Source organism: Roseomonas nitratireducens, assembly GCF_017813355.1.
Taxonomy (GTDB): domain Bacteria; phylum Pseudomonadota; class Alphaproteobacteria; order Acetobacterales; family Acetobacteraceae; genus Neoroseomonas; species Neoroseomonas nitratireducens.
In genome coordinates this window covers 1-10787 of record NZ_JAGIYZ010000048.1, presented here as the reverse complement: position 1 = coordinate 10787, position 10787 = coordinate 1, and the positions used below count along the sequence as shown (strand labels likewise).

Annotated in this window: 9 protein-coding genes; 2 read left to right on the top strand and 7 right to left on the bottom strand. The window is 71.8% G+C overall.

The genetic code is table 11. The features are described 5' to 3' along the window. Positions 1-408: 408 nt before the first annotated feature. Positions 409-1632, top strand: coding sequence for a peptidoglycan DD-metalloendopeptidase family protein (locus tag J5Y09_RS23925; protein ID WP_209354369.1), 1224 nt, complete (start codon positions 409-411; stop codon positions 1630-1632). Between the two features lie 24 nt (positions 1633-1656). Here J5Y09_RS23925 and clpB read toward each other — a convergent pair whose 3' ends face one another. Further along, complete coding sequence (gene clpB, locus J5Y09_RS23920) at positions 1657-4242, bottom strand: ATP-dependent chaperone ClpB (protein WP_209354368.1); 2586 nt, start codon at positions 4240-4242, stop codon at positions 1657-1659. A gap of 109 nt (positions 4243-4351) precedes the next feature. On the opposite strand from clpB, the gene J5Y09_RS23915 reads away from it, so the two are divergent. Further along, the gene (locus J5Y09_RS23915) at positions 4352-5107 is read left to right on the top strand and encodes an MOSC domain-containing protein (protein ID WP_209354367.1); all 756 of its coding nucleotides are present in this window, start codon (positions 4352-4354) and stop codon (positions 5105-5107) included. A gap of 42 nt (positions 5108-5149) precedes the next feature. Here the strand turns inward: J5Y09_RS23915 and J5Y09_RS23910 are convergent, their stop codons facing one another. From J5Y09_RS23910 to ispG, 6 genes are all read right to left on the bottom strand, one after another. Beyond that, complete coding sequence (locus J5Y09_RS23910) at positions 5150-5611, bottom strand: DUF4167 domain-containing protein (protein ID WP_209354366.1); 462 nt, start codon at positions 5609-5611, stop codon at positions 5150-5152. A 232-nt stretch (positions 5612-5843) separates the two neighbouring features. Beyond that, positions 5844-6710: a peptide chain release factor N(5)-glutamine methyltransferase gene (gene prmC / locus J5Y09_RS23905; RefSeq protein WP_209354365.1), complete on the bottom strand. Its 867-nt coding sequence runs from the start codon at positions 6708-6710 to the stop codon at positions 5844-5846. After that, a complete protein-coding gene (prfA, locus tag J5Y09_RS23900; protein WP_209354364.1) occupies positions 6707-7762 on the bottom strand; it encodes a peptide chain release factor 1 in 1056 nt (351 codons plus the stop codon). Before prfA ends, prmC begins: the two co-directional genes overlap by 4 nt. Continuing rightward, positions 7759-8997, bottom strand: a complete 1239-nt coding sequence (gene hisS / locus J5Y09_RS23895) for a histidine--tRNA ligase (protein WP_209354363.1) — start codon at positions 8995-8997, stop codon at positions 7759-7761. Before hisS ends, prfA begins: the two co-directional genes overlap by 4 nt. Positions 8998-9019: 22 nt before the next feature. Further along, on the bottom strand, positions 9020-9472 hold the full coding sequence (locus J5Y09_RS23890; protein WP_209354362.1) for a hypothetical protein: 453 nt from the start codon (positions 9470-9472) through the stop codon (positions 9020-9022). Next, complete coding sequence (gene ispG, locus J5Y09_RS23885) at positions 9469-10608, bottom strand: flavodoxin-dependent (E)-4-hydroxy-3-methylbut-2-enyl-diphosphate synthase (RefSeq protein ID WP_209354361.1); 1140 nt, start codon at positions 10606-10608, stop codon at positions 9469-9471. Before ispG ends, J5Y09_RS23890 begins: the two co-directional genes overlap by 4 nt. Positions 10609-10787 lie beyond the last annotated feature (179 nt).

The window sequence follows — 10787 nt, the reverse complement described above, 5'->3', positions numbered from 1 at the left end:
AAAAGCCAATCCAAGCCACCCACTCAAGGATCGCTAAGATCATACTCAAAACACTTCCAAAACCGATACAATTGTCAAAGAACAATACCAAACCAGCCCGAGCAACCTCAGGTGAGGCTACAGTGCCGATCCGGTGAATCCGCCTTCATTGGCGGGGCGCAGAACCTAGGACCAGAGGTCCTTCGGGTCAAGCCCCGTCGCCGTCGGCGTGGCCGGGGAGATACCCCCCTCGCCCTCCCCTGTCAAACGGGTGCAACACAACTTCATGCATTGCGCAAAACGCATAGCTCTTGCCCTTGACCGCGCGCCGCCCTCCCAGCCCGACTCCACGACAGCATTGACCCCGGCCCTCCGGGCGGCCATCCGCTCCGCCCAATGAGAACAGCCATGCCGGGAGTCCTTGGACAAATGCCGTTCCGTCGGGCGCTTGCCCTGCTCTGCCTGGTGCCGCTGCTGCTGCCCCTGCCGGCCATCGCGCAGGTGAATGCCCCGCCCGCCACCACGCAGGCCCCGGGCGATCCCCAGCAGCGCCTCATCATCGTCCGCCCGGGCGACACCCTCGCCCGCCTCCTCGACGGTGCCGGCGTCGACGATGCGGAGGCCCACGCCGCCCTCGCCCGCCTCGCGACCATCTTCCCCCCGGGGGCGCTGCGCCCCGGCGACGAGGTCGCGCTCCGCCTCGCCCCGGAACCCCTCTCCACCCTCCTCGAGATCGAGGTCGAACCCACCCCCGGGCGCACCATCCGCGCCATCCGCCAGCCTGACGGCAGCTGGCGGGCCGAGGAGACACTCGCCCCCCGCACCCGCTTCCTCGTCCGGGCGGAGGGCAACGTCAGCGGCGGCCTCTTCCCCGCCCTGACGGCCGCCGGCGTGCCCCCCGGCCTCGCCCTCTCGCTGATCCGCATCCTCGGCCACCAGGTGGACTTCCAGCGCGACCTGCAGCCGGGCGATCGCTTCTCGATCCTGTTCGAACGGTATCGCGACAGCGATGGCGACATCCTCGGCCATGGCCAGGTGCTGAAGGCGGAACTGCTGCTGTCCGGCCGCCGGCTCGCCATCTGGCGTCACCGGGATCGCAGCGGCGCGGTCGATTGGTTCGACCAGGACGGCCAGAGCCTGCGCCGCGCCTTCCTCCGCACGCCGCTCGACGGCGCGCGGATCAGTTCCCGCTTCGGCATGCGCAGCCACCCGATCCTTGGCTACACGGGCATGCATCGCGGCATCGACTTCGCGGCGCCGACCGGCACGCCCGTCTATGCGGCCGCCGACGGCGTCGTCGCCTTCGCCGGCGTCTCCGGCGGGTATGGGCGCCTCGTGCGCCTGCGCCATGCCGGCAATGTCGAGACGCGCTACGCGCATCTCTCCCGCTTCGGCCGCGGCATCGCGCCCGGCCGCCGTGTCCGCCAGGGGGACGTGATCGGCGCGGTCGGCTCGACCGGCCTGTCGACCGGCCCGCACCTGCACTACGAAACGCTGGTCGCGGGGCGCCACGTCAATCCGGCGCGGCACATCGAACGCACGATCCGCCTCGCAGGCGCCGACCTCACGGCGTTCCGCGCGCGGCAGCGCGACCTCGAGCGCACCGCGAGCCGCATCGGCGCGCGCGACGAGATCGCGCTCGCCGCCGAGTGATCCCGGCGGCGAGCCCCGTCCCGATCAGGCCGCCTCGGCCATCCCCGGCCGCAACTCCAGCCCGTCCGGGGATGCGGTGACGCGCACCGTATCCCCGTCGCGGATGCCGCCTTCCAGCAGCAATCCCGCCAGCCTGTCCTGCAGGTTGCGCTGGATGACGCGCTTGAGCGGCCGCGCCCCGTAGACCGGGTCGTAGCCCGCTTCCGCGAGCCATTCCCGCGCCGCGGCGTCGAGCTCGAGCCGCACCTTGCGGTCCTCCAGCAGCTTCAGCAGGCGCACCAGCTGGATGTCGACGATCGAGGCCATGTCCCCGCGCGCGAGGCGCCGGAACAGCACGATCTCATCCAGCCGGTTCAGGAATTCCGGCCGGAACCGGTCGCGCACCGCGCGCATCACCGCCGGCCGCGCCGCGTCGATCTCGGCATTCTCCGGCAGTTCCGCGATCGCCTGGCTGCCGAGGTTGGAGGTCAGCACGATGATCGTGTTCCGGAAATCGACCGTGCGCCCCTGCCCGTCCGTCAGCCGCCCGTCGTCGAGCACCTGCAGCAGCACGTTGAAGACGTCGTCATGCGCCTTCTCGACCTCGTCGAACAGGATCACCTGGTAGGGCCGGCGCCGCACCGCTTCGGTCAGCGCGCCGCCTTCCTCGTAGCCGACATAGCCCGGCGGCGCGCCGATCAGCCGGGAGACGGCATGCTTCTCCATGTACTCGGACATGTCGATGCGCGTCATCGCGCGCTCGTCGTCGAACAGGAACTGCGCGAGCGCCTTCACGAGCTCCGTCTTGCCCACGCCCGTCGGCCCGAGGAACAGGAAGGAACCGATCGGACGATTCGGATCCTGCAGCCCCGCCCGCGCCCGGCGGACGGCCTTGGAGACGGCCTCGAGCGCCTCCTCCTGCCCCACCACACGGCGGCGCAGCTCATCCTCCATGCGCAGCAGCTTGGCGCGCTCGCCCTCGAGCATCTTCTCGACCGGCACGCCGGTCCAGCGGCTGACCACGGCCGCGATGCCTTCCTCGGTCACGGCCTCGTTCACCAGCCGGGCATCGCCGTCGCCGGCCTCGGCGATCTTCTTCTCGAGCTGCGGGATCAGCGCGTAGAGCAGCTCCGACGCCTTCGTCAGGTCGCCCGCGCGCTGCGCCAGCTCCACCTCGGTCCGCGCCTTGTCCAACTGTTCCTTGAGCTTCTGGCTCTCGACGACCTTGCCCTTCTCCGCCTCCCAGCGCTGCGTCATCTCGCGCGAGCGCTCCTCGAGGTCGGCGAGCTCCTTCTCGAGCTTCAGCAGCCGGTCGCGCGACGCGGAGTCGGTCTCCTTCCTCAGCGCCTCCCGCTCGATCTTCAGCCGCATCAGGTCGCGGTCGATCGCGTCCAGCTCCTCGGGCTTGCTGTCCACCTGCATGCGCAGGCGCGACGACGCCTCGTCCATCAGGTCGATCGCCTTGTCGGGCAGGAAGCGGTCGGTGATGTAGCGGTTGGACAGCGTCGCGGCCGCGACCAGCGCGCCGTCGGTGATCCGCACCCCGTGGTGCAGCTCGTACTTCTCCTTGATGCCGCGCAGGATCGAGATCGTGTCCTCCACGCTCGGCTCGCCGACGAACACCGGCTGGAAGCGCCGCGCGAGCGCCGCGTCTTTCTCGACATGCTTGCGGTATTCATCCAGCGTCGTCGCGCCGACGCAGTGCAGCTCGCCCCGCGCGAGCGCAGGCTTGATCAGGTTGGACGCGTCCATCGCGCCATCCGCCTTGCCCGCGCCGACCAGCGTGTGCATCTCGTCGATGAACAGGATGACCTCGCCGGCCGCCTTCTCCACCTCGGCCAGCACGCCCTTCAGGCGCTCCTCGAACTCGCCGCGGTACTTCGCGCCGGCGACCATGGCGCCGAGGTCGAGCGCCATGACCTTCTTGTTCTTCAGCGCCTCCGGCACGTCGCCCTTCACGATGCGCAGCGCCAGCCCCTCGACGATCGCGGTCTTGCCCACGCCCGGCTCGCCGATCAGCACGGGGTTGTTCTTGGTCCGCCGCGCGAGCACCTGGATCGAGCGCCGGATCTCCTCGTCCCGCCCGATGACGGGGTCGAGCTTGCCCTGCCGCGCGGCTTCCGTGATGTCGCGCGCGTATTTCTTCAGCGCGTCGAAGGATTCCTCGGCGTTCTGGCTGTTGACGGTGCGGCCCTTGCGCAGGTCCGCGACCGCCTTCTCGAGCCGTTGCGCATCCGCCCCGCCGTCGCGGAAGGCGCGGCCCACCTCGCCCTCGCTCGCGGCGAGCGCCACCAGAAGCCGGTCCTGCGCGACGAAGGCGTCGCCCGCGCGCACCGCCTGCTGCTGCGCGGCGTCCAGCACGCGCACGATGTCCGGGGTGAATTGCGGCTGGCCCGCGCCGCCGCCCGAGACCTTCGGCTGGCGCGCGAGCGCCACCTCCAGCGCCTGCTTCACCCGCGCCGGATCGGCCCCGGCGGCGCGCAGCAGGCCGCTCGCGGCCCCTTCGGAATCATCCAGCAACGCCTTGGCGAGATGCGCCGGCGTCACCTGCTGGTGGTATTCGCGGATCGCGATGGTCTGTGCGGCCTGCAGGAACCCGCGGGCCCTGTCGGTGAACTTCTCGATGTCCATGTGTCCCTCTCCGGAGCGGACTGGCGTCCCCGCCCCCGGATGGGCGACGGGCATGCCGGTGATGCCAGGGCATGTGGTAAGCCTCCTTGATCTGCTTCAAGGGGCCGCCATGCGCATTGAAAGCATCTACCGCTACCCGGTGAAGGGACTGACCGCGGAAGCGCTTGAGGAGGTCGCGCTGACCCCCGGCGAGACCCTGCCCGACGACCGCCGCTTCGCGCTGGCCCAGGGCGATTCGGCCTTCGACCCGGCGGCGCCGCATTGGCTGCCCAAGCGCAATTTCGGCTGCCTGATGGCCAATGCCCGGCTCGCGCTCGTCCATTCCGCCTATGATTCACGGACCGGCGACCTGGCGCTGCGCTTCCCCGACGAACCGCTCTTCGTCGCCAGCACCCGCAGCGAGGAAGGGCGCGCGGCCATCGCCGCGCGGCTCGCGGCCTTCATGGGCGACGAAGCGCGCGGGGCGCCCCGCTTCGTCGAGGCACCGGGCCATTCCTTCTCCGACGTCGCGAAGAAGGTCGTCTCCATAATCGGCCTGACCAGCCTGCACGCGCTGGAACAGGCGGCGGGCGCGGCACTCGACCCGCTGCGCTTCCGCGCCAATGTCTATGTTTCGGGCGGGATGCCCTGGGCGGAGTTCGACTGGATCGGGCAGGAGATCCAGCTCGGCCAGGCGCGGCTGCGCGTCGTCAAGCGCATCGTCCGCTGCCCCGCGACCGAGGTGAACCCGGCGACCGCCGAGCGCGACGCGGAACCGCCGCGCTGGCTGCGGACGCATTTCGGCCATGCCGACCTCGGCGTCTATGCCGAGGTGCTGGAAGCCGGGCGCATCGCCGCGGGCGACGCGCTGGAAGTGCTGGGATAGGCCGTCGCGCGGACCGCCGGGTGGCCCGCGCGAAGCCGCGGGTCAGACCGGCTCGCGCGCCTCGCCGGCCGGCTCGGGGGAGATCGTCTCCGCCTCGCCCACATCGCCGCCATGCCCGTTCATGTCGGACTGGTCGCCACCCTCGCCATCCCCCTGGTCGGAGGACTGGAACCGGCGCTGCTGCTGCTGCTGGTGCTGCGCCGCGGCCTGGTTCATGGCGTTGAGGATGCGGAAGTAGTGCTCGGCGTGCTGGAAGTAGGATTCAGCCATCACCCGGTCGCCGCCGCTCGTCGCGTCGCGCCCGAGCTGCAGGTATTTCTCGAACAATTGCTGCGACGTCCCGCGCAGCCGCATGTCGGGCCCGCTGGAATCGAAGACGTGGTTCCGGTTGAGCGGCTGGCGGTCGCCGCCGCCGCCACCCCCGGTGCCGCCGCCGCTGTGCCGGAACTGGCCCCCGCCCCCGTGGCGATGTCCGCCGCGGCCGCGCATGCGCTTCATGTTCATTGTGTTGTGTTTCGCTGCTCGCACCCGTCCCGCCCCGGAGCGAGGCCGGGCCCTTGGGCCCGCCACGCGCGGTCGGCGCTCGGCATGGTTTCGACCTAGCGGTCCTGGCCGGGATTGCGGGCCACGCCCGCGATTTGTCCGACCGATCCGGAGGGCACCCTTGCCGCTCCCGACCGCCATCGCACCCTAGCCGTGCCCCGCCGGGGCGCCAAACGGTTTTTTCGGGCGCGGTTCAGGCCCCGAACACCAGCGCGCGGTCGATGCCGCCCAGATCCGCCCGCGCACCGAGCGGCAGCAGGCCCCCCGCGCGCGCCAGGGACTCGACCGCGTCGCGCTGGCCCTGGCCGATCTCCAGCACCGCCCGCCCGCCCTGGGCGAGCAGCGCCGGCAACGCCGCCAGGATCGCGCGATAGGCGTCCAGCCCGTCCGGCCCGCCATCCAGGGCGAGTCGAGGCTCGTGCCGCGCCACCTCGGGCATCAGCGCCGCGATCTCCCCGCCCGGGATGTAGGGCGGGTTCGACAGCACCAGGTCGAAGCGCCCGATGAGCGACTCCGCCCAGCGCCCGGCCAGGAAGGCCGCCCGGCCGGCCAGCCCGTTCGCCGCCGCGTTGCGCGCCGCGAGCGCGGCCGCGTCCGGGGCGAGGTCCACCCCCACCCCGAAGGCCTGCGGGAACTCGGCCAGGACGGCGAGCAGCAGCGCGCCCGTCCCTGTCCCGAGGTCGAGCACGCGGCGCACCGCCTCCGGCCCCGCGAAGGCGGCCAGCGCCGCTTCGACCACGGCTTCCGAATCGGCGCGCGGCACCAGCGTCGCCGCGCAGACCTCGAGGTCGAGCGTCCAGAACCCCGCCCGGCCGAGGATCAGGGCGAGCGGTTCCCGCGCCGCGCGGCGCGCCAGCATCGCGCCGAAGGCGGCGACGGCGTCGGCGGGCACCGGCGCGCGCGGATCGCGCAGCAGCGCTTCCTCGGTGCAGCCCATGGCGTGGGAGAGAAGCCGCCGTGCCTCGAGCCGCGGCGCGTCGAGGCCCGCCGCGCGCAGCACCTGCCCCGCCTGGCAGAGGAAGGCGCCGACCGACCCGCCCGGATCGGCGCAGCCGCTCATGCCGCGTCGGCGGCCAGCCGCGCCGCCTGGTCCTCGGCGGTCAGCGCGTCGACGATCTCGTCGAACTCGCCGAGCATGACGCGGTCGATCTTGTGCAGCGTCAGGCCGATGCGGTGGTCGGTCACGCGGCCCTGCGGGAAATTGTAGGTGCGGATGCGCTCGGACCGGTCGCCGGTGCCGACCTGCGACTTGCGGTCGGCGGCGCGCGCGCTGTCGGCGGCGCTGCGCTGCGCGTCATACAGCCGCGCGCGCAGCACCTTCATCGCCTTGGCGCGGTTCTTGTGCTGCGACTTCTCCTCCTGCATCGCTACGACGATGCCGGTGGGCAGGTGGGTTATGCGCACCGCGCTGTCGGTCTTGTTCACATGCTGCCCGCCGGCGCCGGAAGCCCGGTAGGTGTCGATCCGCAGGTCGCCGTCACTGACCTGCACCTCGACCTCCTCCGCCTGCGGCAGCACGGCCACGGTGACGGTGGAGGTGTGGATGCGCCCCTGCGTCTCGGTCGCCGGCACGCGCTGGACGCGATGCACGCCGCTTTCGTATTTCAGCCGCGCGAAGACGCCGCGGCCGCCGATCTCCGCCGTCGCGCCCTTGATGCCGCCGAGGTCGCTCTCGTCGTAGTCCAGCACCTCGAACCGCCAGCCACGCGATTCCGCGTAACGCTGGTAGGCGCGGAACAATTCGGCGGCGAACAGCCCGGCCTCGTCGCCGCCGGCGGCGGGGCGGACTTCCAGGATGGCGCTGCGCTCATCGGCCGAATCGCGCGGCAGCAGCAGGATGCGGATCTCGCGCTCCAGCGCCGGGACGCGCTCCTTCTGCTCGAGCCACTCGGCCTCGGCCAGGTCGCGCATCTCGGGGTCGGCCATCAGCGCCGCGGCCTCGTCGCGCGCGCGTTCGGCGGCGCGCAGCTCATTCACCTTCGCGACCAGCGGGTCGAGCTCCGACAGCTCCTTCGACAGCGCGCCGATATCGGCGCCGGGCGCGGTCGAGAGGATGTGGCGCAGCTCCTCCGCGCGGGCGAGCAGGCGATCGAGGCGCGGGGGAAGGCTCATGCCAGCCGCCCCGGCACCTCCGCCAGCGGCACCTTCTCCTGCGTCCCGGCATCGAGGTCGCGCAGCTGCGCGACGCCCGCCGCGATCTCCTCGTCGCCGATGATCACGGCGGCCCGCGCGCCGATGCGGTTGGCCCGTTCCATCCGCCGCTTGAGGTTGCCGCGATATGCGATCTCGGCCGTCACGCCGGCGCGGCGCAGCGCCTGCAGCAGGTCGAGCGCGGGTGCTTCCGCCGCGTCGCCGACCGGGATGACCGCGACCGGGCGCGGGGCGGACGGCGCCTCGGGCAGCAGCATGGCCAGCCGCTCGACGCCCGCCGCCCAGCCGACGCAGGGGGTGGGCGGGCCGCCCATCTCCTCGACCAGGCCGTTGTAGCGCCCGCCGCCCATCACCGTGCCCTGCGCGCCGAGCTGGTCCGTCACGAACTCGAAGGCCGTGTGGCTGTAGTAGTCGAGGCCCCGCACGATCCGCGGGTTCTCCCGGAACGGCACGCCGAAGCGATCCAGGTGGCGCCGGACCGAGGCATAGAACTCGGCCGCCTCGGGCGTCAGATGCGCGGCGATGGTCGGCGCGCCGGCGACGATGGCGCGATCCGTCTCGTCCTTGCTGTCGAGGATGCGTAGCGGGTTCTTCTCCAGCCGGACGCGGCTGTCATGGGACAGCGCGTCCCGATGCGCCGAGAAATAGGCGATCAGCGCCGCGCGGTAGGCGTCGCGGGACGGCGTGTCGCCGAGCGTGTTGATCTCGAGCACCGTCGCCCCCGCGACGCCCAGCTCCTGCAGGATGTGCCAGCCGCAGGCGATCACCTCGGCATCCGACAGCGGCTCGGCCGCGCCCATCACCTCGATGTCGATCTGGTGGAACTGCCGGTAGCGGCCCTTCTGCGGCCGCTCGTAGCGAAACATCGGCCCCGTGTAGAACACCTTGCGCGGCAGATTGGACTGGGTAAGCCCGTTGCTCACCAGCGCGCGGCAGAGCCCCGCCGTCGCCTCCGGCCGCAGCGTGACGGATTCTCCGCCCCGGTCGGTGAAGGTGTACATCTCCTTCGAGACGACGTCGGAGGTGTCGCCGAGGCCACGGGAGAAGACGCGGGTATCCTCGAAGATCGGCGTCGCCCATTCCTCGAAGCCATAGAGCGCGCTGATGCGCCGCGCCGTCTCGGCCACCTTGTGGTGGCGGCGGAAATCCTCGCCGATCAGGTCGCGCGTGCCGCGGGCGGGCTGCAGGGCTGTCATGCTGTCATTCCGGTCGTCCGGCTCAGGGCCGGCGTCGCTGCTGCTGTTGCTGTGCCGCCTGCGGCGCGCGGGGGGTGCGGAGCAGTTCCTCCCGCGCCTGGTTCCCGACCCGCGCCGCGGCGACGAGCGCCCGCCTGTACGTCTCTGCGTCGCCGTCGTCCAGACAGTCCGCCGATTGCCCGACATCGACCAGGCCGCGCAGGCGCCCCGCCCATTGGTCGAGCCAGGCGAGCAGGACCATCGCCTGCGGCCGCGCATCGGGCTCGAAGCCGGCGGACAGCGCGCTCGCATGCTGGCGGACCACGAGCGACGCCTCCATCGCCCGCGCATTGATCTCCCCGCAGCCGACCGAGCCGCTTCCCGCCGTGCCCGGCGCGTCGCCCAGGATCTCCATCTGCGCCGCGGCGGGCGATGCGCCGGCGAGGACGAGAAGCAGAGGAACCGCTGCCCGGAAGCGCCCGGGCCGCTGCCTCATTCGGCCGCCGCCCGCGCCGCCGCTTCCTGCGCGGCGCGCGCCTCGGCGGCCAGGGTCTCGGCCTTCGCGGTCACCAGGCCGACGATGTGCTCGACCATCTCCTCGGTGCGGACCGTGTGGTCGGTCTTGCCAGCGGCATAGACCATGTGCGTGCCGGCGCCGCCGCCGGTCAGGCCGATATCGGTCATCAGCGCCTCGCCCGGCCCGTTCACGACGCAGCCGATGATCGACAGCGTGATCGGCTGCTGGATATGGGCCAGCCGCTCCTCCAGCTTCTCGACCGTGCGGATCACGTCGAAGCCCTGCCGGGCGCAGGACGGGCAGGAGACGATCTTCACCCCGCGATGGCGCAGATGCAGCGACTTCAGCATCTCCCAGCCGACCGAGACCTCCTCCTCCGGCTCGGCGGAGAGCGAGACGCGCAGCGTGTCCCCGATCCCCGCCCACAGCAGCGAACCGAGCCCGATCGCGCTTTTCACCGTCCCTGCCCGCTTGCCGCCGGCCTCGGTGATGCCGATGTGCAGCGGGTGGTCGCAGGCCTCGGCCAGCTGCTGGTAGGCCGCGACGGCAAGGAAGACGTCGGACGCCTTCACGCTGATCTTGAACTCGTCGAAGCCTTCCTGGAGCAGGTGGTCGGCGTGCCATAGCGCGCTTTCGACCAGCGCCTCCGGGTTGGGCTCGCCATACTTCTCGAGCAGGTGCTTCTCGAGGCTGCCCGCATTCACGCCGATGCGGATCGAGCAGCCATGGTCCCGCGCCGCCTTCACGACCTCCTTCACGCGTTCCTTCGAGCCGATGTTGCCGGGGTTGATCCGCAGGCACGCGGCCCCCGCCTCGGCGGCCTCGATGGCGCGGCGGTAGTGGAAGTGGATGTCGGCGACGATCGGGACATTCACCTCGCGCACGATCTCATGCAGCGCGGCGGTCGCCTCCTCCGTCGGGCAGGAGACGCGGACGATGTCCGCCCCGGCGAGCTCGCAGCGGCGGATCTGCTCGATCGTCGCCTGCGCGTCCTCGGTGGGCGTGTTGGTCATGGTCTGCACCGAGATCGGCGCATCGCCGCCGACACGGACCTTGCCCACCCCGATCTCGCGGGACTTGCGTCGAAGAATTTGCTGGTAGGGGCGGTAGGACATGCGCGGTTCCTGGAGCCGGGGCCGTCTGGCGCGCCCAATATGGCGGCCGCGCGGCCGGTCCGGAAGGCGTCCTCGTCCCGTGACCGTGAGTCAGGGACGGGCGGCGGGCGCCGGTGCGGGTGCAGGCGCGGCCGGGCGAGGCGCCGCGGCGGGCTGCACGGCGGGCGCGGCGGGCGTTG

What these genes read in the sequence shown, in the direction of transcription:
- J5Y09_RS23925 (WP_209354369.1), top strand. Translation starts at nt 409, where the DNA reads ATGCCGTTCCGTCGGGCGCTTGCCCTGCTCTGCCTGGTGCCGCTGCTG.
- clpB (WP_209354368.1), bottom strand. Translation starts at nt 4,242, where the DNA reads ATGGACATCGAGAAGTTCACCGACAGGGCCCGCGGGTTCCTGCAGGCC.
- J5Y09_RS23915 (WP_209354367.1), top strand. Translation starts at nt 4,352, where the DNA reads ATGCGCATTGAAAGCATCTACCGCTACCCGGTGAAGGGACTGACCGCG.
- J5Y09_RS23910 (WP_209354366.1), bottom strand. Translation starts at nt 5,611, where the DNA reads ATGAACATGAAGCGCATGCGCGGCCGCGGCGGACATCGCCACGGGGGC.
- prmC (WP_209354365.1), bottom strand. Translation starts at nt 6,710, where the DNA reads ATGAGCGGCTGCGCCGATCCGGGCGGGTCGGTCGGCGCCTTCCTCTGC.
- prfA (WP_209354364.1), bottom strand. Translation starts at nt 7,762, where the DNA reads ATGAGCCTTCCCCCGCGCCTCGATCGCCTGCTCGCCCGCGCGGAGGAG.
- hisS (WP_209354363.1), bottom strand. Translation starts at nt 8,997, where the DNA reads ATGACAGCCCTGCAGCCCGCCCGCGGCACGCGCGACCTGATCGGCGAG.
- J5Y09_RS23890 (WP_209354362.1), bottom strand. Translation starts at nt 9,472, where the DNA reads ATGAGGCAGCGGCCCGGGCGCTTCCGGGCAGCGGTTCCTCTGCTTCTC.
- ispG (WP_209354361.1), bottom strand. Translation starts at nt 10,608, where the DNA reads ATGTCCTACCGCCCCTACCAGCAAATTCTTCGACGCAAGTCCCGCGAG.